The 23,535-nt window shown below is 72.2% G+C and carries 10 protein-coding genes; 5 read left to right on the forward strand and 5 right to left on the reverse strand.

Annotation, left to right across the window (positions count from 1 at the left end; all coding sequences use genetic code 11):
- Nucleotides 1-179 precede the first annotated feature (179 nt).
- Nucleotides 180-1,214, reverse strand: coding sequence for a 3-oxoacyl-ACP synthase III family protein (locus ACIBK3_RS45815; RefSeq protein ID WP_399374545.1), 1,035 nt, complete (start codon nt 1,212-1,214; stop codon nt 180-182).
- 160 nt (nt 1,215-1,374) lie between these two features.
- Between ACIBK3_RS45815 and ACIBK3_RS45820 the strand changes: the two genes are divergently transcribed.
- The 4 genes from ACIBK3_RS45820 (at nt 1,375) to ACIBK3_RS45835 (ending at nt 17,288) form a co-directional block, all read left to right on the forward strand.
- Nucleotides 1,375-13,149, forward strand: coding sequence for an SDR family NAD(P)-dependent oxidoreductase (locus ACIBK3_RS45820; protein ID WP_399374547.1), 11,775 nt, complete (start codon nt 1,375-1,377; stop codon nt 13,147-13,149).
- On the forward strand, nt 13,146-16,397 hold the full coding sequence (locus tag ACIBK3_RS45825; protein ID WP_399374549.1) for a type I polyketide synthase: 3,252 nt from the start codon (nt 13,146-13,148) through the stop codon (nt 16,395-16,397). Before ACIBK3_RS45820 ends, ACIBK3_RS45825 begins: the two co-directional genes overlap by 4 nt.
- 97 nt (nt 16,398-16,494) lie before the next feature.
- Nucleotides 16,495-17,061, forward strand: coding sequence for a TetR/AcrR family transcriptional regulator (locus ACIBK3_RS45830; RefSeq protein ID WP_399374551.1), 567 nt, complete (start codon nt 16,495-16,497; stop codon nt 17,059-17,061).
- Between the two features lie 8 nt (nt 17,062-17,069).
- The gene (locus ACIBK3_RS45835; RefSeq protein WP_399374564.1) at nt 17,070-17,288 is read left to right on the forward strand and encodes a hypothetical protein; all 219 of its coding nucleotides are present in this window, start codon (nt 17,070-17,072) and stop codon (nt 17,286-17,288) included.
- On the opposite strand, the gene ACIBK3_RS45840 is transcribed toward ACIBK3_RS45835, so the two are convergent.
- The 3 genes from ACIBK3_RS45840 to ACIBK3_RS45850 form a co-directional block, all read right to left on the reverse strand.
- Nucleotides 17,213-17,977, reverse strand: a complete 765-nt coding sequence (locus ACIBK3_RS45840; protein ID WP_399374552.1) for a thioesterase II family protein — start codon at nt 17,975-17,977, stop codon at nt 17,213-17,215. The genes ACIBK3_RS45835 and ACIBK3_RS45840 overlap by 76 nt on opposite strands.
- A gap of 333 nt (nt 17,978-18,310) precedes the next feature.
- Nucleotides 18,311-19,726, reverse strand: a complete 1,416-nt coding sequence (locus ACIBK3_RS45845) for a non-reducing end alpha-L-arabinofuranosidase family hydrolase (RefSeq protein ID WP_399374554.1) — start codon at nt 19,724-19,726, stop codon at nt 18,311-18,313.
- Between the two features lie 681 nt (nt 19,727-20,407).
- Nucleotides 20,408-21,247, reverse strand: a complete 840-nt coding sequence (locus tag ACIBK3_RS45850) for a LysR family transcriptional regulator (RefSeq protein ID WP_399374555.1) — start codon at nt 21,245-21,247, stop codon at nt 20,408-20,410.
- A gap of 92 nt (nt 21,248-21,339) precedes the next feature.
- Between ACIBK3_RS45850 and ACIBK3_RS45855 the strand changes: the two genes are divergently transcribed.
- A complete protein-coding gene (locus ACIBK3_RS45855; protein WP_399374565.1) occupies nt 21,340-22,077 on the forward strand; it encodes an SDR family oxidoreductase in 738 nt (245 codons plus the stop codon).
- Nucleotides 22,078-22,228: 151 nt separating this feature from the next.
- On the opposite strand, the gene ACIBK3_RS45860 is transcribed toward ACIBK3_RS45855, so the two are convergent.
- The gene (locus ACIBK3_RS45860) at nt 22,229-23,461 is read right to left on the reverse strand and encodes a MalY/PatB family protein (protein ID WP_399374556.1); all 1,233 of its coding nucleotides are present in this window, start codon (nt 23,459-23,461) and stop codon (nt 22,229-22,231) included.
- Nucleotides 23,462-23,535 lie beyond the last annotated feature (74 nt).

A 23,535-nucleotide genomic window follows, 5' to 3' on the forward strand; every position in this document is an offset into this window, starting at 1 on the left:
CCGCGGTGGGGGGGCCGCTGGGGGGGGGGGGGGGGGGCCGGGGCGCCCCCCCCCCCCCCCCCCCGGGGGGGGGCCCCCCCACCCCGCCCCCCCCCCCCCCCCCCACCACTGGTGTTTTTCGCCTGTTGTTCTTCGTTCGGTGTTCTTCGTTGTTCCCGATCCCCGAGGCCGGCCCGGATTCAGGCCATTTCGAGGGCGAAGCCCGCCTTGATCCATTTGCTGGATTCCACGGAGACCGCGAGGACCCGGTCACCGTCCGCCAACTGGGGAAGTGTTTCTTCCAGTTGGAAGAACGGCATGGCGTTTCCCGTGTTGGCGATGGTGTCGACCCGGGTGACCTCCTCGGCGACGGGCATCTCAAGAGCGTCGACGATGCGCCGGGTCATCCGCCCGGAGAGCTGGGGCGGCAGCAGGTAGTCCACGTCCGAGGGGCCCCAGCCCAGGTCACCGAGCAGTTCGTCGGCGATCTCCCGGGACATCTTGGGCACCGACTCCTCGATCGCCTTGTAGTCCTCCTTGATGTGCGCCCGGTTCGCGGTGTCCCGGTCGAGCGCGCCGGTCCACTCGACGACCTGGCCGGGAGGACGGCCGAGCCCGGTGAGCCGGTTGAGTACCCGGCGGACCACCGGAGTGCCGGGGGCCGGTTCGGTGGTGAGCACCGCGGCTCCCGCCCCGTCGCCGAACAGGACGAAGTTCACCAACTCCTGGGAGTCCAGTTTCGCCAGGTCGACGCCCGGATCGTAGTGCCGGGAGCACAGCTCGCCGCCGATCACCAGCGCGGTCCGCAGACCGCACGCCTGGAGCATGCGACCGCCGACCTCGAGTGCCTGGAAGGCGCCCGCGCAACCGGACTGGAGCTGGTAGGTGGGCACCCCGTTGATGCCGAGCCGGTCCGCGACCACGTTCACCGTGGCCGGCATCAGCTGGTCCGGGGTCGCGGTGCCGAACACCACGAGGTCGACGTCGGCGGCGCCGACGCCGGCACCGTCCAGGGCACGTGCGGCGGCCGACGTGGCGAGGTCGGCGAGCGAGTAGCGCAGCTGCCGGGTCGCGAGGTCCACCGACAGGTGCCGGGCGCGGGTCCCGACGAAGGCATCGACCCACTGCTCCCACAGCGGGTCCATGCCGAAGTGCCGGGCCAGGCCGGCGTTGTCCAGCGGGTCACCGGGAAGAGCGGTACCGGCCGAGAGGATTCGGATTTCCGGGGCTTCCATGCCTGCCACCTTCGGACGATGTCCTAAAGCCGCTCTTAGGGCCGGGCAATCGAGCCGCCCTCGCTTTAGGCGACGCTAAGCAGCCCGTTAGCCCGGTCGGCGACCTTGCCCGGACGACGGTAATGCCAGGCATGAGGGACGACGCACGAGGGATGGGTTCATGGCCAACGAGGCGAAGCTCCGGGACTATCTCAAGCGGGTCACGGCCGACCTGCAGCAGACCCGGCAGAGGCTGACCGACGCGGAGGGCGCGGCTCACGAGCCGATCGCGATCGTCGGCATCGGCTGCCGCTTCCCGGGTGACGTGCGCGGCCCGGAGGACCTGTGGCGCCTGCTCGGCGAGGGCGGCGACGCCATCACCGACTTCCCCGAGGGCCGCGGCTGGGACCTGGAGACACTGCACGTACCCGACCCCGAGTCCGACGCCCCGGCCAGCACCTATGTCGCCAAGGGCGGATTCCTGCACGACGCGGACCAGTTCGACGCCGAGTTCTTCGGCATCAGTCCGCGCGAGGCCGAGGCCATGGAACCCCAGCAGCGGGTGCTCCTGGAGACGGCGTGGGAGGCGCTGGAGCGTTCCGCCATCGACCCCGAGACGCTGCGCGGCAGCGACACCGGTGTGTTCGTCGGCGTGATCGCCCAGGATTACGCACGGCCCGAGGAGGTACGCCCGGAACTGGAGGGCTATCTCGTCACCAACACCACCAGTGTCGCCTCCGGCCGGATCGCCTACGCCCTCGGCCTGGAAGGCCCCGCCCTCACCGTCGACACCGCCTGCTCGGCCTCGCTGACGGCCCTGCACCTCGCCGCGCAGGCGCTGCGGCACGGCGAGTGCTCGCTCGCGCTGGCCGGCGGCGCCACCGTCATGTCGTCGCCCGTCCTCTTCACCGAGTTCAGCCGGCAGCGCGGGCTCGCACCCGACGGCCGCTGCAAGGCCTTCGCCGACGGCGCCGACGGAACGGGCTTCAGTGAGGGCGCGGCACTGCTCGTCCTCGAACGGCTGTCCGACGCACGGCGCAACGGCCATCCGGTGGTCGCCGTGATCCGGGGCACCGCCGTCAACCAGGACGGCGCCAGCAACGGCCTCACCGCGCCCAACGGCCGGGCCCAGGAAGCCGTCATCCGCCAGGCACTCGCCAACGCCCGGCTGACCGCGGACCAGGTCGACGCGGTGGAGGCCCACGGCACGGGCACGGTCCTGGGCGACCCCATCGAGGCCCAGGCCATCCTCAACACGTACGGGCAGGGACGCTCTGCCGGCCACCCCGTCCGGCTCGGCTCCATCAAGTCCAACATCGGCCACACCCAGGCCGCGGCCGGCGTGGCCGGCGTCATCAAGATGGCGCTCGCCATGCGGCACGGCCGCCTGCCCAAGAGCCTCCACATCGATGCTCCCTCCGGCCTCGTGGACTGGGACGACAGCGTTCAGTTGCTCACCGAGTCCAGGGCGTGGGAGCGGCAGGAGGGCCGGCCGCGGCGCGCGGGCGTCTCCTCGTTCGGGATCAGCGGCACCAACGCCCACATCGTCATCGAGGAACCCGCACCCGACGAACACGACACACCCGAACTACCGCCCCTGCCCTGGCTGCTGTCCGCCAAAAACACCGGCGCCCTGCGCGACCACGCCCGGCAACTGGCCGCGTTCGTCCAAGACCGGCCCGACACCGACCTGACACGGACAGCACACCAACTGGCCGCCCGCACCCGCTTCGACCACCGCGCCGTCATCTCCAGCGGCTCACCCCACGACCTGCTGACCGCACTCACCGCCCTCGCCGACGGCGACAACCACCCCCACCTCACCACCGGCACCGTCACCACCGGCAAAGCCGCCTACCTCTTCACCGGACAAGGCAGCCAACGCCTCGGCATGGGCCGCGAACTCTACGACACCCTCCCCGAATTCGCCCGCGCCTTCGACACCGTCTGTGACCGCTTCGACCAGATCCTCGACCGGCCCCTGCACGACGTGATGTGGAACAGCGCGCCGGAACTGCTGCGGCAGACCCAGTACACCCAAGCAGCACTGTTCACCCTCCAGACAGCGCTCTTCCGCACCCTGGAACACCACGGACTGGCCCCCGACTACCTGATCGGGCACTCCATCGGCGAAATCTCCGCCGCCCACGCCGCGGACGTCCTCGACCTCGACGCCGCCGTCAGCCTGGTCGCCGCCCGCGGACGCTACATGAACGCGGCCCGCACCGACGGGACCATGCTCGCCCTCCAAGCCACAGAAAACGAGGTCCGTTCCCTGCTCGACGGTCTCGGCCAGGGCCTGGACCTCGCAGCGGTCAACGGGCCGCGGTCCGTCGTCGTATCCGGTGACACGGACGCCGCCGACGCCATCGCCGCCCACTTCACGGCCCAAGGCCGCAAGACGACACGCCTCGACGTCAGCCACGCCTTCCACTCCCCCCACATGGACGACGTACTCGACGACTTCCAACAGGCCATCTCCTCACTCACCTTCCACACACCCCGCATCCCGGTGATCTCGAACATCACCGGACTGCCCGCAAACGCCGGCGACCTCACCACGCCGCACTACTGGGCCCAGCACATCCGCAGCGCCGTCCGCTTCCACCCCGGCATCCAGCACCTCGACAGCGCAGGCGTCAGCCGCTACATCGAACTCGGCCCGGACGCCACCCTGACCGCCCTCGCCCGCCAAACCCTCGACTCCACAACCGACGCGGCCTTCGCCCCCACCCTGCGCAAAAACACCCCCGAAACCCAGACCTTCCAAACAGCCCTCGCCACCCTCCACACCACCGGCCACACCCCCACCACCTGGACCCCGGAACCCGCTGCCGCGAGCGACCTCCCCACCTACCCCTTCCAACACCAGCACTACTGGGTGGAGCGCACGACGGCCGCGTCAGACGTGGGCTCCGCCGGGCTCGTCTCCCCAGGGCACCCGTTCCTGGGTGCCCTGGTCACGGTCGCCGACGAGGACCGGCTCATCCTCACCGGCCGCATCTCCCTACGCACCCACCCCTGGCTCGCCGACCACACCATCGCCGGAACGACGCTGCTGCCCGGCACCGCCTTCGTCGACCTCGCACTCCACGCCGCCCAGCACACCAACACCCCCGCCATCGAAGAACTCACCCTCGCCGCACCCCTCGCCCTCACAGGACAACACCCCGTCACCCTCCAGCTCACCATCGACGCACCCGGCCCCCAAGACCGCCGCACCTTCACCATCCACTCCCGTCCCGACGACGACACCCCCTGGACCCGACACGCCACCGGCACCCTCACCGCGACCCCGCAACCGGCCGCCGACCCCATCGACTGGCCCCCGCCGGGGGAATCCGTCGATCTGACGGACGCCTACCACCACCTCACCACCCGCGGATACACCTACGGCCCCGCCTTCCAAGGCCTCACCACCGCCTGGCGCGACGGCGACACCCTCTACGCCGAAATCACCCTCCCCGAAAGCACCGACACCACCGGCCACACCCTCCACCCCGCCCTCCTCGACGCAACCCTCCACGCCTGGGCCCTCACCACCGACCCCCACACCACCCTCATCCCCTTCAACTGGACCGGCATACAACTCCACGCCACCGGCGCCACCCACCTCCGCGCACGGATCACGGCGACCGGGGGTGACGCGGTCGCGCTTGTCGCCACCGATCCGGAGGGCCGGACCGTGGTGACCGTCGACGAGTTGCTGATGCGGCCGACCGACATCGGCGCGGCCCTCGCGGACGTGGCCGCGGCGGACCCGGCCGAAGGGCTGTTCCGGGTGGCCTGGCAACCGGTGGCCGGGGACGGCACCCGGACGGACGGTCCGCCCGTCACCCGGGACCGGGCCGTTCTCGGCCGCGACGTCATCGGTGTCGGGGCCGCCCTGGGCGACGGCGAGGTCAGGACGTACGAGGATCTGGACGCGCTGGCCGCGGCCGAAGGGCCGGTGCCCGCCGACGTGTTGGTGCCGTTCACGCCGGGCCGGCCGCCGCGCGGCACCTACAACCCGGTGGAGATCTCGCGCGAGGCACCGCACCGGATGCTGGGTCTTGTGCAGCGGTGGCTGGCCGACGAGCGGTTCGCCGGGTCCCGTCTCGTCGTGGTCACCCGCAACGCGGTGTCCACGCGCTACGACGAGCCGATCCGGGATCAGAGCCTGGCGATCTGGGGGCTTGTGCGGTCCGCGCAGACCGAGCACCCGGGACGGTTCCTGCTGATCGACGTGGACCGCGACGAGGCCTCGCACCGGGCCGTCGCCGAGGCCCTCGCCACGCCCGACGAGACCCAGTTCGCCGTGCGCCGGGGCACCGTCCTCGCGGCGCGGCTGACCCGGGAGGCGCCGTCCTCGTATCTCGACGAACCGGTGGGAGCCGACAGTTGGCGGCTCGGGTCGAGCGGGCAGGGAACGCTGGAGAATCTCGCGCTGCTGCCTGCCGACGGTCCGGGCACGCCGCTCGGGCCGGGTCAGGTGCGGGTCGCCGTCCGGGCGGCCGGACTGAACTTCCGGGACGTTCTCATCGCGCTCGGCCAGTATCCGGGGCAGGCCCCGATCGCCAGCGAGGGCGCGGGATACGTGGTGGAGGTCGGGCCCGGCGTCACCGGGCTCACGCCGGGCGACCGGGTGATGGGGCTGTTCACCGAGGGGGCGGGCGGGCCGTTCGCGGTCACCGACCACCGGCTGCTCACGGGTGTGCCGCACTCCTGGTCGTTCGCGCAGGCGGCCGGCGCCCCCGTCGTGTTCCTCACCGCGCTGTACGCGCTCGACGACCTCGCGGCGGTCGAGGCGGGGCAGACGGTACTGATCCACTCGGCGGCGGGCGGCGTGGGCATGGCCGCCGCCCAGATCTCCCGCGCGGTCGGCCTGGAGGTGTACGGCACGGCGAGCCCCGCAAAGTGGGACGCGCTGCGCTACCACGGTTTCGACGACGCCCATCTGGCCAACTCCCGCACCCTGGACTTCGAACGGCAGATCCTCGAGGCCACCGGCGGGCGGGGCGTGGACGTGGTCCTGGACGCTCTGGTCGGTGAGTTCGTGGACGCCTCGCTGCGGCTGCTGCCGCGCGGCGGCCGGTTCGTGGAGATGGGCAAGGCCGACGTCCGGGAGCCGGAGCGGGTCGCGGAGGACTTCCCGGGCGTCGTCTACCGTGCGTTCGACCTGATGGAGGCCGGTCCCGACCGCATCCAGGAGATGCTGGCCCAGTTGACGGGCTGGTTCGACGCGGGCGTCCTGCTGCCGCTGCCCGTGGAGGCCTGGGACGTGCACCGCGCCCAGGACGCCTTCCGTCACCTGGGCCAGGCCCAGCACATCGGCAAGGTGGTGCTGACCCTGCCGCGCGCGCTGGACCCGGACGGAACCGTGCTGATCAGCGGCGGCACCGGCACCCTCGGTGCGCTCCTGGCCCGGCACCTCGTGACGCGGCACGGCGTACGCCATCTGCTTCTCGCCGGGCGGCGCGGGCATGAGACTCCCGGGGTCGGAGAACTGGTCCGTGAACTGGCGGAGTCGGGCGCGCATGTCCGGGTCGAGGCCTGTGACACGGGTGACCGGGAGGCCGCGTTCGGCCTGGTCGGCTCCGTGTCGCCGGAGCATCCGCTGACCGCCGTGTTCCACACGGCGGGGGTGCTCGACGACGGGACGATCGAGTCGATGACGCCGGAGCGGCTCGACGCGGTGGGACGTGCCAAGCAGGACGCGGCGTGGCATCTGACGGACGCCACACGGCCGTTGGACCTGGCCCACTTCGTGGTGTTCTCGTCGTTCGCGGGCATCATCGGCAACGCGGGCCAGTCCAACTACGCGGCCACCAACTCCTTCCTCGACGGCCTCGCCGCCTACCGGCGCGGTGCGGGCATGCCGGGACTGTCGCTGGCCTGGGGACTGTGGGGCGACAGCGGGGAAGGCCGTGGCATGGCCGGGACACTCGGCGACGGCGACCTGGCGCGGCTCGCGGCAGCCGGCTTCGCCCCGCTCGCCCCCGAGCGCGGCCTGGCCCTCCTCGACGCGGCGCTCACCAGCGACGAGAACCTGCTGGTCCCGCTGCGCCTCGACCTCGCCGGGCTGCGCGCCCGCGCGGCCGACGGCTCCCTGGCCCCCCTTCTGAAGGGTCTGGTGCGGACCCCTGCCCGCCGGCCCCGGGCGAGCCGGGCCGCGGGCGGTGACGCCTCGCTCACCGAGCGGCTCGGCGCGCTCGACGAGGCGGGGCAGAAGCGGCTGCTGCTCGGTCTGGTGCAGGCCGAAGCGGCGGCCGTACTGGGGCACCGGACGGCCGATTCGCTGGCTCCGGAGCGGGCGTTCAAGGACATCGGGTTCGACTCGCTGACGGCCGTGGAGCTGCGCAACCGGCTCAACTCCGCTACCGGGCTGCGCCTTTCGACCTCCGTCGTCTTCGACCACCCGACCTCGGCGGCCCTCGCCGCCCACCTGGGCTCGCGACTGCTCGGGAACACGCCCGCCGCCGACCGGGCTCGCACCACACCGGCTGCCGTCCGGGCGGTCGACGACGATCCCGTCGTCATCGTCGGGATGGCGTGCCGCTACGCGGGCGGGGTCGACTCGCCCGAAGCCCTGTGGCGGCTGGTCGCGGACGGCACCGACGCGGTGACCGGGTTCCCCGAGGACCGGGGCTGGGACACCGAGGCGCTGTACGACCCCGACCCCGACCACCCCGGCACCTCGTACACCCGGCGGGGTGCCTTCCTGACCGGGGCCGACCGGTTCGACGCGGCGTTCTTCGGGATCAACCCGCGCGAGGCCGTCGCGATGGACCCCCAGCAGCGGCTGCTCCTGGAAACGGCGTGGGAAGCCGTCGAGCGGGCCGGGATCGACCCGACCACCCTGCGCGGCAGCGACACCGGAGTGTTCGCCGGCGTGGTCCAGGGGGACTACGTCACCCGGCTCGGACGGACCCCGGAGTCCATCGAGGGGTATCTGGCGACCGGCACGACGGCCAGTGTCGCGTCCGGGCGTATCGCCTACACCCTCGGTCTGGAGGGTCCGGCGGTGTCCGTGGACACGGCGTGCTCCTCCTCCCTGGTGGCGATCCACCTGGCGGCCCAGGCGCTGCGGGGCGGCGAGTGCTCGCTCGCCCTGGTGGGCGGCGCGACCGTGCTCGCGGGGCCGACCAGCTTCGTCGAGTTCAGCCGTCAGCGGGCGCTGTCCCCCGACGGCCGGTGCAAGGCGTTCTCCGCGGACGCCGACGGCACGGGCTGGGGCGAGGGTGTCGGCCTGCTGTTGCTGGAGCGGCTCTCGGACGCCCGCCGCAACGGCCACCCGGTGCTCGCCGTCGTGAAGGGCAGCGCCACCAACCAGGACGGCGCGAGCAACGGCCTCACCGCACCGAACGGGCCCTCCCAGGAGCGGGTGATCCGGCAGGCCCTCGCCAACGCCGGGCTCACCGCCGGCCAGGTCGACGCGGTCGACGCGCACGGCACCGGCACGAAACTGGGCGACCCCATCGAGGCGCAGGCCCTCCTCAACACCTACGGCAAGGAGCGGGACGCCGAACGCCCGTTGTGGCTCGGCTCCTTGAAGTCCAACGTCGGGCACACCATGGCGGCGGCCGGCGTCGGCGGCGTCATCAAGATGGTGATGGCGCTGCGCCACGGCGTCCTGCCGAGGACCCTGCACGTGAGCGAACCGACCGGGCACGTCGACTGGTCGGACGGCACGGTGCGGCTGCTCACCGAGGCCCGCGACTGGCCCGTCGGTGACGCCCCCCGCCGCGCCGCCGTGTCGTCGTTCGGCATCAGCGGCACCAACGCGCACGTCATCATTGAGCAGGCGGCGGGGGAGCCGTGGAGCGAGGCCGAAGTCCCCGACCTGCCTTGGCTGTTGTCGGCGACGACCGAGGACGCGCTGCGCGACCAGGCGCGGCGGCTCGCCTCGCACCTCGTCGCGCACCCGGAGCTCGACCCGGCCGCGGCCGCCCACGAGCTGGCCGTCCGCACCCGCTTCGAGCACCGCGCGGTGCTCCCCCGCGACGACCGCGACGGCCTGCTCGCGGCGCTCGGCGCGCTCGCAGAGGGCAAGGAGAGTCCGCTCGTGGTCACCGGCTCGGTGGTCGGGCCACAGCCGTCCCGGCCGGTGTTCGTCTTCCCCGGCCAGGGCAGCCAGTGGGTGGCGATGGGGCGTGAACTGATGGAGTCCAGCCCGGTGTTCGCGGGCCATCTGCGGGCCTGCGCCGAGGCGCTCGCCCCGCACACCGACTGGGATCTGCTCGATGTGGTGTCCGGAAATCCGGGGGCGGCGAGCCTGGACCGGGTGGACGTGGTGCAGCCGGCGCTGTTCGCGATGATGGTGTCGCTCGCCCGGCTGTGGCGCCATCACGGCGTCGAACCGGCCGCCGTCATCGGTCACTCCCAGGGCGAGATCGCGGCGGCTCATCTGGCCGGAGCGCTCAGCCTCGCCGACGCGGCGCGGATCGCCGCGCTGCGTTCCCGGGCCATCGTCCGGCTCGCCGGGAGCGGCGGCATGATGTCGGTGCAGCTGTCCGCCGATCAGACGCGGGAGCGGCTCGTCGAGGGCGCGTACGTCGCCGCCGTGAACGGGCCGGCCGCCACCGTGGTCTCCGGCGCCCCCGAGGCGCTGGCGGCGCTGCGTGAGCGGCTGGAGGAGCAGGGCGTACGGGTCCGGATGATCCCCGTCGACTACGCGTCGCACTCCCCGCACGTCGACGCCTTGCGGGACGAACTGGCCGAGCTGCTGGGCGACATCGTGCCCGCGGCCGCCGACGTGCCGTTCTACTCGGCCGTCACCGGCGGGCCGCTGGACGCGTCGGAACTGACCGGTGACTACTGGTTCCGCAATCTGCGCGAGCCGGTGCGGTTCCACGAGACGGTGGGGCGGCTGCTCGCCGACGGACACACCGCCTTCATCGAGGCCAGTGCGCACCCCGTACTCGTCACCGCCGTCCAGGACACCATCGAGGAGCGGGGCGCCTCTGCCGTCGCCCTCGGTACGCTCCGCCGCGACCAGGGCGGCCCCGGGCGGTTCGCGGCCTCGCTCGCCGAGGCGTACGTCTCGGGCACCGCGCCCACGACCTGGACCCCGGCCCGCCCTCCGGCCCGCCTCACCGGACTGCCCACCTACCCCTTCCAGCACCAGCGCTACTGGCTGGAGGCGCCCGTCGTCGCGGCCGGCGCCGACGGCCTCGGTCTGGATCCCGCCGACCACCCCCTGCTCTCCGCCCAGATCGCGCCCGCCGACGGCGACCAGCTGCTGCTGACCGGCCGGATCTCGCCGCGCACCCATCCGTGGCTGGCCGACCACGCCGTGGAGGGCACCGTGCTGCTGCCCGGCACCGCCCTCCTGGACCTCGCGCTGTACGCCGCCGGACGTACCGGCGCCGGTACGGTCGACGACCTCGCCCTGGAGGCGCCGCTGCCGCTGCCCGAACAGGGCACCGTCACCCTCCAGGTGGCCGTCGGCGCCCGGGACGAGTCCGGCCGGCGCACGGTCACCGTCCACTCCCGGGCCGGCGACGAGGCGCCCTGGACCCGGCACGCATCGGGCACCCTCGGCGACACCCCGGTCCCGCCCGCCGGGCACCTGGCGTGGCCGCCGCCGGGCGAACCGGTCGACGTCTCCACGGCATACGACCGCCTGGCCGCCCGCGGCTACGAGTACGGTCCGCTGTTCCAGGGCCTGACCGCCCTGTGGCAGGACGGCGACGACCTGTACGCGGAGACAGCGCTCCCCGATGGCGCCGCCGCCACGGGCCACGCCCTGCACCCCGCCCTCCTCGACGCCGCCCTGCACGCGCTGGTGCTGACCGGCACCGACAGCGAGGGAGCGGACGTCCACCTTCCCTTCTCGTTCAGCGGGGTGAGCCTGTACGCCGGCGACGCCACCGCGCTGCGGGTGCGGCTGACCCGCACCGGGTCCGCCGTCGCGCTGCGGGTCGCGGACGCGCAGGGCGCGCCCGTCGCCCACTGCGAGGCACTCGCGCTCCGGCCCGTCCCGGCGGCGCAGCTGGCCGCGCTGCGGGCCGGCGGAGCGGGTGGCCCCCTCGCGTTGCACACCGTGGAGTGGACCGCCGTCGCCGGCACCCCGGCCCGGGAGACGGAGACCTGGGCCGTGCTCGGTGACGACGCCGGTCGGGCCGCCGAGTGGTTCGGTGCCACTGCGTACCCCGGGCTCGACGCCCTTCGGACCGCCCTCGACGAGGCGTCGGCGCGGACACCCGAGGTCGTCGTGGCCCACCTGGATCTGCCGTCCGGGACCGAATCCCCCGACGAGCAGGGCCGGTTGCGGTCCGGGCTGCACGCGGGGCTCGCCCTGCTGCGGTCCTGGCTGGACGACGCCCGGTTCACGGACAGCCGTCTCGTGCTGACCGTCCGCCGCGCGGTGGCCGTCCAGGATGCCGAGACGCCCGATCCGGCCGCCACCGCGCTGTGGGGGCTGCTGCGTGCGGCCCGGACGGAGAACCCCGACCGGATCGTCCTGGTGGACCTCGACGACGAGGAGTCGTCGGTCCGGGCGCTGTCCGCCGCCGTGGGCGCTGGGGAGTCCGAACTGGCCGTGCGGCGTGGTGACTTGTTCGCGCCCAGGCTGGCCGTCGCTCCCCCGGCCGTCGCTCCCCCGGCCGACGTCGTCCGGCCGCCGCTGGATCCGGCGGGCACGGTACTGGTCACCGGCGCCACCGGCACCCTCGGCCGACTGCTCGCCCGCCACCTCGTCGCGCGGCACGGCGTACGCCGTCTGCTGCTGACCAGTCGGCGCGGATACGACGCGCCCGGTGCCGCCGAACTCGCCGCCGAGTTGACCGAATCCGGGGCACAGGTGCGGATCGAGGCCTGCGACGCGGGAGACCGGGACGCGCTCGCCGCACTGCTCGCATCGGTGCCGGCCGACCGTCCGCTCACGGCCGTGGTGCACGCGGCCGGGGTGCTCGACGACGGTGTCGTACAGGCGCTGACGCCCGAACGGTTCGAGGCGGTGCTGGCCGCGAAGGCGGACGCGGCGCGCCATCTGCACGACCTCACCCGTGACGCCGGCCTGTCCGCGTTCGTGCTGTTCTCCTCCCTCGCCGGGGTGGTGGGCAACGCCGGGCAGGGCAGCTACGCGGCGGCCAACGCCTTCCTGGACGGGCTCGCCGCGCACCGCCGCTCGACCGGACTGCCCGCCGTCTCGATGGCATGGGGGCTGTGGGCGGACAGCAGCGGCCTCACCGGACACCTGACGGGGCACGACCGGGACCGGCTGGGCCGGGACGGCGTCGCCCCGCTGTCCGCCGAGGAGGGTCTGGCGCTGTTCGACCTGGCACTGGGCGGCGACCGGCCGGTCTATGTGTCGGCCAAATGGGACGGGCCGGCATTGCGGCGGCGGGCCGGCGCCGGGCAGTTGCCCGGAGTGTTCCGCTCCCTGGTACGGACGCCCGAGCGGCGCGCCGCGGGACAGGCCGCCACGAAGTCCCTCGCCGAGCGGCTCGCCTCCGTACCGGAGGCGGAGCGGGACCGGCTGGTGCTCGATCTCGTACGCGACGTGGCGGCGGTGGCCCTCGGGCACACCGACGCGGCCCTGATCGACGATGACCGGTCGTTCAAGGAGCTGGGCTTCGACTCACTGACGGCGGTCGAGTTCCGCAACCGGCTGAGCGCGCACACGGGTCTGCGGCTGCCTGCCACCGTGGTCTTCGACCACCCCTCGCCCACGGCCCTCGCGCAGTGGCTGCGCGCCATGAGCGCACCCGCGCAGGCGGATCCGGCCCCGGAGGCCGGGGACCCGTTGGCCGGACTGGACGCGCTGGAACGGGCGTTGGCCGGTGCGGCGCGCGAGGACGCCGGGCAGCGGGCCGAGGTCGGCCGGCGGCTGCGCGAGCTGTTGCGCGCCTGGGAGGCCGAACCGGCGGCGGAGGCGGCGCAGGACATGACCACGCGGATCCAGTCCGCGTCGGCCGCCGAGATCCTCGACCTCATCGACAGCGAATTCGGCAGGAAGGCCCCCTCGGAATGACGAACCCCACCAACGGCGCACCGACGGCGCACCCGTCGCCCGGGACCTCGGAGGCCAACGAGGCCAAGCTCGTCGAGTACTTGAAGTGGGTGACGGCCGACCTGCACGACACCCGGCGGCGGCTCGCCGAACTGGAGGACGCGGCGCGGGAGCCGATCGCGATCGTCGGCATCGGCTGCCGCTTCCCCGGCGGGATCCGGGGCCCCGAGGATCTGTGGCGGGTCGTCGACACCGGTACCGATGTCATCGGCGACTTCCCCGAGGGCCGCGGCTGGGACCTGGAGACGCTCTACGACGCCGACCCCGAGCGGCCCGGCACGTCGTACACCCGCAACGGGGCCTTCCTGCACGACGCGGCCGAGTTCGACGCGGGCTTCTTCGGGCTGAGCCCGCGCGAGGCCCTCGCCACCGATCCGCAGCACCGCCTGCTGCTCGAAACGGCGTGGGAGGCTTTCGAACGCGCGGGGCTCGACACGCAGGCGTTGCGGGGCAGCAGGACCGGCGTGTTCGCGGGTCTGATGTACAGCGACTACGCGTCCCGACTGCCATGGATCCCGCAGGAGTTGGAGGGGTTCATCGGCAACGGCACCGCCCCTTCGGTGGCCACCGGCCGGATCGCCTACACCTTCGGGCTGCAGGGCCAGGCGGTCACGGTGGACACCGCGTGTTCCTCCTCGCTGGTCGCCGTCCATCTCGCGGTGCAGGCGCTGCGGCAGGGCGAGTGCGACCGTGCGCTCGCGGGCGGGGCGACGGTGCTGGCGACGCCGGGCCTCTTCACCGAGTTCAGCAGGCAGCGGGGGCTCTCCCCGGACGGCCGCTGCAAGTCGTTCGCGGCCGGTGCCGACGGCACGGGCTTCGGCGAGGGGGTCGCGCTGCTCGTCCTGGAGCGGCTGTCGGACGCCCGGCGTGACGGCCACGAGGTGCTCGCCGTGATCCGGGGCAGCGCGACGAACCAGGACGGCGCGAGCAATGGTCTCACCGCCCCCAACGGGCCCGCGCAGGAGGCCGTGATCCGGCAGGCGCTCGCCAACGCCCGCCTCACCCCTGTGGACGTGGACGCCGTCGAGGGGCACGGCACCGGCACGACCCTGGGCGATCCGATCGAGGCGCAGGCCCTGCTGAACACCTACGGGCAGGGGCGGGGCGCCGAACAGCCCCTGTGGCTGGGCGCGTTGAAGTCCAACCTGGGACACACGCAGGCGGCCGCCGGGGTCGCCGGGATCATCAAGATGGTGATGGCCCTGCGGCACGGCACCCTGCCGCGCACCCTGCACGCGGAGGAGCCGACCGGCCACGTCGCCTGGGACGGCGGCGCCGTGCGCCTGCTGCAGGCGGCGCAGCCCTGGCCGGCGCGCGCCGACCGGCCGCGCCGGGCGGCGGTCTCCTCCTTCGGCATCAGCGGCACCAACGCCCATGTGGTCCTGGAGGAAGCGCCCCCGGCGGAGCCGGCGCCCCCGGTACCGCCGGCGCTGCCCGTCACGCCCTGGGTGCTCTCCGGCCGCGGCCGGGGCGCGCTCGCGGCGCAGGCCCGGCGCCTGTTGGAGCACGTACGGGAGCGTCCGGAGCTGACGCCTGCCGAGGTGGCGCGGGCGTTGGCCGCCAGGTCCGCCCTGGAGGACCGTGCGGTGGTGCTCGGCACGGACCGCGACGAACTGCTGCGCGGGCTGGAAGGCCTCGCGGCGGGCAACGGCGGTCCGAACGCCCTGCGCGGGCAGGTGGAGCGGGGGGCGCGGACGGCGTTCCACTTCACCGGGCAGGGCAGTCAGCGGCTCGGCATGGGCCGTGAACTGTACGGCGCGCACCCGGAGTTCACCGCCGCGTTCGACGAGGTGAGCGAGCTGTTCGACGCGTACCTCGACCGGCCGCTGCGGCAGGTGGTGTTCGCCGCGCCGCGCACCCCGGACGCGGCCCTCCTCGACATGACGCAGTACGCGCAGGCCACGCTGTTCACCCTGGAGACCGCGCTGTTCCGGGTGATGAGCGGGCACGGCCTGGTGCCGGACTTCGTGATCGGGCACTCCGTCGGGGAGCTCGCCGCGGCTCACGCGGCCGGCGTGTTCCCGCTGGCGGACGCCGTGCGTCTGGTCGCGGTGCGCGGGCGGCTGATGCAGTCGGCCCGCGACGACGGCGCCATGGTGTCGCTGCAGGCCTCGGAGGGGGAGGTCCGCGCGTTCCTCACCGGGTACGCGGGCCGGCTCGCGGTCGCCGCGGTCAACGGGCCGCAGGCCGTGGTCGTCTCGGGTGACGCGGACGCCGCCGCCGAGGCCGCCGCCCACTGGCGGGCACTCGGCCGCAAGACCAAGCGGCTGCGGGTCAGTCACGCCTTCCACTCCCCGCACATGGACGGGGTGCTCGACGAGTTCCGCCGGGAGGTGTCGGCGCTGGCCTGCAAGCCCCCGGAAATCCCGCTGGTCTCCAACCTGACGGGCCGGCCCGCGACCGCGGACGAGCTGGGCTCCCCGGACTACTGGGTGCGGCACGTCCGCGAGGCGGTCCGCTACCACCAGGGCGTGCGGTACCTGGAGGAGAGCGGCGTACGCATCCATGTCGAGCTGGGTCCCGACGGTGTCCTGCTGGCGCTGGCGCGGCAGAGCCTCACCGCCGAGCCGCCGGTTCTGGCGCCCGCGCTGCGGGCCGGGCGCCCGGAGCTGCACTCGCTGCTCGGCGCGGTGGGCATGGCCTGGGCCCACGGCCGCCGGGTCGACTGGCGCCAGGGACCGGGCCCGGGACCGGTCGCCCTTCCCACGTACGCCTTCCAGCGGCGGCCGTACTGGCTGACCGGTCCTTCCTGGGCACCGGGCGCGGACGTCGCCCCACTGCCGCTCCCGGCGCGGGACGACGCCGGACCCGCCGTCGTCGGGAGCGCGGCCGACCTGCGTGAGCGGCTCGCCGGACTCGGCCCGGCGGAACAAGAGGAGCAACTGCTCGCGCTGGTGCGGGAGACCGCGGCCGGAGTGCTCGGGTACGAGTCGGCGGAGGAGATCCCGCCCACCGTCACGTTCCTCGATGCGGGCTTCACCTCCTTCACCGGTCTGGAACTGCGCAACCTGCTCTGCGACGCGACGGGCCTCGCACTGCCGCCGGTGATCGCGTTCGACCATCCGACGCCGGCCGAGCTGGCCCACCGGCTGCGCCGCGAGCTCACCGGACACAGCGGCCCCGACGGTCCGCAGGGCGAGCCGGACGCGACCGGTGATGTGGCCGGTGAACCTGATGTGGCGGGTGAGCCGGCGGCACGGGCGGGATAGAATCCGGGGGTACACCCCGGTTCGGTGCTGCCCCCGTCGGCGGACAGGGGCAGCACCGCTCTCCGCACGGCCAGAGAAGCCAAGAGAAAGCGACGAGATGCGCGCAGACGCCCGCCGTAACTACGAGCGACTCCTGACCGAGGCCAAGGTGGCCTTCGAGAAGGACGGCATCCACACGTCGCTCGACGACATCGCCCGCCAAGCAGGCCTGGGCAACGCGACGCTCTACCGCCACTTCCCCACCCGGGAGAGCCTCCTTGAGACCCTGCTGCGCGACAGCCTCAAGGAACTCGGCTCCACCGCCGACGCGTTGATGGCGAGCCAGCCGCCCGGCCTGGCGGTGGCGACCTGGGTACGCGCGGCGGTGGCGCACGCCACGACCTACCGGGGCCTGGTGAACCTGCTCATGGACAGCCTCAAGGACCAGGCGTCCGAGCTGCACAACGCCTGTACGTCGATGCAGTCGTCCGGGGCCCAGCTCCTCGCGCGGGCGCAGCAGGCCGGCGAGGTGCGCGGCGACATCACGGCCGGCCACCTGTTCACGCTCATCGCCTCGACGGCCTGGGCCACCGAGCACGCCCCGGAGGAGGCCCCGCAAGTCCTGACCGTCGTCATCGACGGGCTGCGCCCACCGCGGGAGTCCGCCGGGGCACGCAGTCGCTGAACGTCGCCCTGGGCGGCACGCTCGTCCAGCAGAGCGACGGGCAGGCGGAGGTGCCCGGGGTCTTCGGGCGGCACCGGGTCAAGCCCGTGCCGGGAACGTCGTACGCCGAGGTCGCCTCGGAGGAGACCTCGGTGCCTGACCCGCGGGACGCTCAACGGGCTGGAGGGGCGAGCCGGTCGGTGATCAGGGCGGCGAGTTCCGCCCGCCGCTCCGGCTCGGCGAGGTAGAAATGCCCGCCCCCGGCGAAGAGCCGCACCGCGAACCCACCGGTGGTGTGCGCCTTCCAGACCCGCGCCTCCTCCTCGGTGACTTTCGGGTCCCGGTCGCCGAGGAGCACCTCGACGGGGGCGTCGACCACGCACTCCGGATCCGGCCGGTACGTCTCCAGGGCCCGGTAGTCGGCGCGCAGCACCGGCAGGACCAGGGCGCGTATCTCCGGGTCCTGGAGCAGCCGGGTGTCGGTACCGCCGAGCAGCGCGGTCTCGGCGACCAGGGCGTCGTCGTCGAGCAGGTGCACGCGTTCCGCTCGGTACGTCGACGGGGCGCGCCGCCCCGAGAGGAACAGCACGCTCGGAGGCAGCCGTCGGGCCGTCTCGAAGGCGACCAGGGCGCCCATGCTGTGCCCGAAGTACGCCAACGGCCCCTGGGCGGCCCAGGGTCGCAGCACCTCGGCGATCTCCTCGGCCAGCGTGCGGAGGTCGGTGGGGGCCGCTTCGGAGTGCCGGTCCTGGCGGCCCGGGTACTGCAGGGCGAGCACCTCGACGGCCGGGGCGAGCAGTCCCGACAGACCGTGGAAGTAGCTTGCCGAGCCCCCGGCGTGCGCGAAGCACACCAGCCGGGGCGGCGTCGGCGCCCCTTCCGTCGCCGGGTGGAACCGCCTGATCCACGCCCCGCCACCCGCGTCCGTAACCGCCACGCCCGGCCTCGCTCTCCCTCGACCCCCGCCGACGGTTCCGGCAGGGCACTCGCGGCCGATTCTCTCTACGGCTTCTAAAGCGGCGCTATGGATCGGACGGTCTCTGGACCGCCGTCATCCGCCGGACCGCACGGTGCACGCCGACGAGCGGAACGGGCGTTCTCCCCGCTCGGCTGCTCCGGCCACGCATGAAGAGAGGAACCCCAGCCGGCGCAGGGCTGGGGTTCCTCGGTGTGGTGCCGGTCGGTCAGCAGGTGGAGTCGCCGACGCCGTGAACCGCTCGTCCATGCGCCGGCGGACCGACCACCTCGCGATCACCGTGGATCATGCAGGTCAGCGCTGCAGGGTGAGGACACCCGGCCGCCACGGCAGTTGGTCGTAGGGGCCGCTCGCGGTCGGGGACTTGCCCTGGTAGAGGAACTGCAGGTTGCAGGGGTCGATGGTCATGGTCTGGTCGGGGTTGTTGCGGACCAGGTCACCGTGGCTGATGTCGTTGGTCCAGGTGGCACCGCTGTTGGCCTTGCCCGCGAAGGGGTTGCTTTCGCTGCTTGCCTGCGGGGTCCACGAACCGCTCAGGCTGGAGGCCGTGAACGAGCGGAAGTAGCGCCCGTTCGCACCCATCGCCTCAACGATCATGAGGTACTGGTTCTGGCCCTGAACCTTGTAGACCTGCACCGCCTCGAACAGGTTGGCCTGCGAGTCGCTCATGACCGTCGTGTACGACGAGCCGAAGCTGCCCGGGAAGTTCCCTATCGGCATGCTCGCCCGGTAGATCTTGCCGTTGTCACCGGCGAAGAACAGGTACATGTTCTGGCCGTCAGCGATCAGGGTCTGGTCGATCGGGCCGGTGCTGGAGCCGGAGATGCTGCCGGTGAACAGCGGCTGCGGCGCGGACCAGCCGTTGGGGTTGGTGGGGTCGCTCGACGTGCGGTAGATGAAGGGCCACGCACCCCACTGGTACGCCAGCACCCAGATGTTCTTGGGCGCGAAGTAGAACAGCGTGGGCGCCACCGCCGACTGGTTCATCCCGGTCTGGCCGGCCGACGCCATGTCCGACCAGTTCGTGAAGGGACCGAACATCATCGAGCCGTACGACGATCCCGACACGTTCGACGCGTAGACCAGGTGCTTGCCGTTGTAGACCACGTTGGTGAAGTCCTTCAGCGAGACCCATCCGTTCGCCGGCTGCGCCAACGCACCCGTCGACGTCCACCGGTACGTCGACGGAAGCGAACACGTGCCGCCCGTCCCGGACAGGCCGGTCCACTGCTGGTTGCTGCCGCCGTTGCACGTCCAGATCTCCACCGCCGTGCCGTTGGCCGTACCGTGGCCCGTGACGTCCAGGCACAGCCCGGACTCCACGCCGACGATCGTGCCGTCGGAGTTCACTCGCCACTGCTGGTTCGCACCGCCGCTGCAGGTCCAGATCTGCACCCGGGTACCGGCCGCGGTGGCGTGGCCCGGAACGTCCAGGCACTTGTTGCCGTACACGGTCAGCTGGTTGCTGTCCGTCAGCGTCCACTGCTGGTTGGTCCCGCCCGAGCAGTCGTAGATCTGCAGGTACGTGCCGTCGGCCTGGCCGGCGTTCGGCACATCGAGACACCGGCCGGAACCAACGCCGCGTAAGGCGCCGCTGGTGGCCGCCTGAGCCGGGCCGGCGACGAGCATCGCCGCCAACGCGACCAGGACCGCAACCGCAGCGGCGAGCACCTCGGACAGATGTCTGCGGCTGGAGCTTCGTCTGCGCATGGGGACCTCGTGATCCTTGAGTAAGCGGTTCCGGTCGGCCCCGTCAGAGGCTGTCCGGACTGTCGGTGTGGTGCGGTCGGCAGCGGCCCTGGGCACCGGGCTGCCCCCTTATGGAGCGGCTGCGGCACGGGAGGTGTCCGCCGGCGGGAGAACCGCGCCGACGGCGAGGCCCACGGCGGCTGCCGACGTGCGGCGACGGGCGCAGCGTTGATGAGGCCATGACATATGCATCGTGCGGGATGCTCCTTGCGGCTCGGCCGTTGCGGTGGGCGTGACCCGGAGGTGCCCTGCTGTGCGAGTGGAGCGGCCCCGGCCTTGTTCGTCATACCGAATACGGGCCGGAGTGTCGAGCAATCTGGATGATAGGGAACCGGCTAACGGCGTCAATACCTCTCGCATGATTCGCGAGCAGTGCCGAAACATTCGCGCGGCTCCATGGATGAAACGCCGCAGGTCAAGCCGCTCAAATGGCCGAGCTGTGCGGATGGAAAGCCCGTCGACGCGGGAGCGTGGCCGGTTTCGCGGAAGGTGTCGACCTGGCCGGTCGCCTCTCCGGTATCCGAGCCACTCCGACTTTCCGAATGGCATCCGAAATTTCGAACCCTCTTGTGACGGTCACCGCGTCCGTGACGGCCTCCTCTGATCGGGGCCGTCGTTGGGTGCCGCCCTCCTCGTCCGAGTTCAAAGACGTGTCGCGACGCGGATCAGGTCAGCGACCGCACGAAGGCGGCTGTGCGGCGGCCAGGCGATCACCGTTGTCACGGGCGGAGCGTCCAGGACCGGCACGGCGGCGAGGTCCCGGCGCAGGTCGGCGCCGGCCGACTCGGGAATGACCACAGTGGTACGGCCGAGCGCGATCAGCTGGAAGAGCTGTGTCAGGTTCCGTACCTCTGCGCCCGGCCCTTCCGGGTAGCTGCCGCCGGGACCGGGCCAGCGGGCCATCGGGAGCTCTGGCAGTGTGGTGACGTCGGTCATCCGGACCTGGGAGCGGCCGGCGAGCGGGTGTGAGGCCGGCAGGACCGCGATCTGTCCCTCGCTGTACAGGGTTTCGGTGTCGAGCCCGGCTGCTGAGTCGAAGGGCAGGTGCAGAAGAGCCACGTCGGCTTGCCCGTCCAGCAGCAGCTGCTGGTGCTGGTGCGCCTCGCAGAGCAGCAGTTCGACGGTGGCTGCGCCGGGTTCCGCGGCGTAGGCGTCGAGCAGTTTCGTCAGCAGTTCGCCGGCCGTGCCGGATTTGACGGCGAGTACGAGGCTGGGGTGTGCTGCCGCGGCCCGTTGGGTACGCCGCTCAGCTGCGGTCACCGCGCTGAGGATCGCGCGCCCTTCGGCCAGCAGCACACCCCCGGCCTCGGTGAGCGTGACCTTGCGGCTGTTGCGTTCCAGCAGTGCGATTCCGAGCCGCCGTTCGAGCTGGGTGATCGTGCGCGACAGGGGCGGCTGGGCTATCCCAAGGCGCTGGGCAGCCTTGCCGAAGTGCAGCTCCTCGGCGACGGCGACGAAGTACCGCAGCTCGCGTATTTCCATGAGCCCAGGCTAATGACGGCAGACGCCGATCGATACCGCTCGGGTATTGCTGCAGTACCGAGATGGTGTTGGTGCCCGGCTGCGGCGCGGGCATGCTCGCTGTCATGAGCGAGAAGACGATCGCGCTGGTCACTGGCGCGAACAAGGGAATCGGGTATGAGATCGCGGCCGGGCTGGGCGCGCGGGGCTGGAGTGTCGGTGTCGGCGCCCGGGACGAGCAGCGGCGGGAGGACGCCGTGGCCAAGTTGCGCGCGGCCGGCGCCGACGCGTTCGGCGTCCCCCTGGACGTGACCGACGGCGGGAGCGTGACCGCCGCAGTCCAACTGCTCGAAAAGCGGGCAGGACGGCTCGACGTACTGGTCAACAACGCCGGCGTCGCCGGCGGTTGGCCGGAGGACCCCACGACCATCGACCTCGAGACCGTGCGGCGACTGGTGGAGACCAACGTCATCGGCGTCATCAGGGTCACCAACGCGATGCTGCCGTTGCTGCGGCGCTCGGAGCACCCGCGGATCGTCAACCAGTCCAGCCACGTCGGCTCCCTGACACTGCAGACCGCGCCCGGCGTCGACCTCGGGGGGATCAGCGGGGCCTACGCGCCGACGAAGACCTACCTCAACGCCGTCACCATCCAGTACGCCAAGGAGCTGAGCGGCACCGACATCCTGATCAACAACGCCTGCCCCGGTTACGTGGCCACCGATCTCAACGGATTCACCGGGACCCAGACCCCCGAGCAGGGCGCGGTGATCGCCATCCGGCTGGCGACCCTGCCGGACGACGGCCCGACCGGCCAGCTGTTCGACGACAACGGGGTCGTACCCTGGTGACCTGACCTGCGGATGCGTTCGCACCCTCACCGACAGGTGGACCGGCGGCACGTCGAGACGTCCGGGCGGATCTCGGCGACCCGCTCACGGAGCTCGTACCACCGCTGGTCCGGCTGCGCGCAGTCACTCGTGGCGGTGAGGTCGAGGAGCGCTATCGTGACAGCGCACGATCGATCCGTTCGAGCGCCTCGGTCAGCACCTTCCGGGGGCAGCCGACGTTGAGTCGGACGTATCCCTCTCCTCCGGGGCCGTAGACCCGGCCGTCGTAGAGATTGACAGCCGCACGGTCGACAAGGAACTGGTGCAGGCCGCCCACACGAGCGTCAAGGTCACGAGCCTCCAGCCAGACCAGGAAGGATGCGTCCGGCGGCATCGGCGTGATCTCGGGCAGCCGCTCTTGGACGAACTCTCGCACGAAGGCAACGTTGCCTTTGACATAGTCGGTCAGCCGGTCGAGCCAGGGACCACCCGTGGTGTAGGCGGTCTCCAGGGCGAGACGACCGAAATAGTGCGCGTTGATCATGAACGATGCCCGCATGGCGTTCAGCAGTTCCGAGCGCAGGGAGGGATCGGCGACCGAGAGTGTGGCCGATGGCAGGCCGGCAAGGTTGAAGGTCTTCGTGGGGGCAGTGCAGATGAATGCTCGGCGGGCGGCGTCGCTGCTGATCGAGGCGTAGACCACATGGGGCCGGGAGTTCAGTCGGATGTCGCAGTGAATCTCGTCGGAAATCACCAGAAGGCCGTAGCGCGCACAGATGTCGTTCACGGCGAGCAACTCGTCGGCCGTCCAGCTCCGGCCCGAGGGATTGTGGGGGTTGCAGAGCAACAGCACCTTCGCGCCGGATGCTGCCAGCTCGGCCAGGTTGTCGAGGTCGAACTCGTAGCGGTTGTCGATGAGCCGCAGCCGGTTCACGAGCAGCCGCCGGCGGTTACCGGTGATGGCCTCGAAGTTCGGCGAGTAGACCGGTGATTGGACGATCACCCCGTCTCCGGGGGCGGTGAAGGTGCGCAAGATCGCTGCGACCGAGGACATGATCGCAGGGGCCGGGAGGAGCGTTTCCAGCGGTGGTGTCCAGCCGTGCCTGACGGTGAACCAGTTCTGCACGATCCGGAAGTGTTCCGGGTCTCGCAGGGTGTAGCCGTAGATTCCGTGATCCGCGGCGGCGCGCAGGCGGTCGATGACGGTCGTCGGCGCCCGGAAGTCCATGTCGGCCGTCCACAGCGACAGCAGATCCTCGCCCCGGACACGCGGAGAGAATTCGTCCCATTGGTTGGCCCACTTGGCTGACCCGAAAGCGGCACGGTCGTACACCGTGTCGAAGTCGGGGTCGCCACCGTGCTCTTCGGTGGCCGTGGGCATGGCTTTCGTCGGTCTGGTGGTCATGCGAAGAACTTCTCCATCCACGGGCGACAGGGCAGTCCGGGTGGTCGTGGCCGCGGGGCGGATCCGTCAGCCAC

Source organism: Streptomyces sp. NPDC050287 (assembly GCF_044459385.1).
Taxonomy (GTDB): domain Bacteria; phylum Actinomycetota; class Actinomycetes; order Streptomycetales; family Streptomycetaceae; genus Streptomyces.

Excerpts from the sequence above, each read along its gene's own strand:
- ACIBK3_RS45820 (WP_399374547.1), top strand. The coding sequence starts at position 1,375 with ATGGCCAACGAGGCGAAGCTCCGGGACTATCTCAAGCGGGTCACGGCC.
- ACIBK3_RS45850 (WP_399374555.1), bottom strand. The coding sequence starts at position 21,247 with ATGGAAATACGCGAGCTGCGGTACTTCGTCGCCGTCGCCGAGGAGCTG.
- ACIBK3_RS45860 (WP_399374556.1), bottom strand. The coding sequence starts at position 23,461 with ATGACCACCAGACCGACGAAAGCCATGCCCACGGCCACCGAAGAGCAC.
- ACIBK3_RS45815 (WP_399374545.1), bottom strand. The coding sequence starts at position 1,214 with ATGGAAGCCCCGGAAATCCGAATCCTCTCGGCCGGTACCGCTCTTCCC.
- ACIBK3_RS45830 (WP_399374551.1), top strand. The coding sequence starts at position 16,495 with ATGCGCGCAGACGCCCGCCGTAACTACGAGCGACTCCTGACCGAGGCC.
- ACIBK3_RS45845 (WP_399374554.1), bottom strand. The coding sequence starts at position 19,726 with ATGCGCAGACGAAGCTCCAGCCGCAGACATCTGTCCGAGGTGCTCGCC.
- ACIBK3_RS45825 (WP_399374549.1), top strand. The coding sequence starts at position 13,146 with ATGACGAACCCCACCAACGGCGCACCGACGGCGCACCCGTCGCCCGGG.
- ACIBK3_RS45855 (WP_399374565.1), top strand. The coding sequence starts at position 21,340 with ATGCTCGCTGTCATGAGCGAGAAGACGATCGCGCTGGTCACTGGCGCG.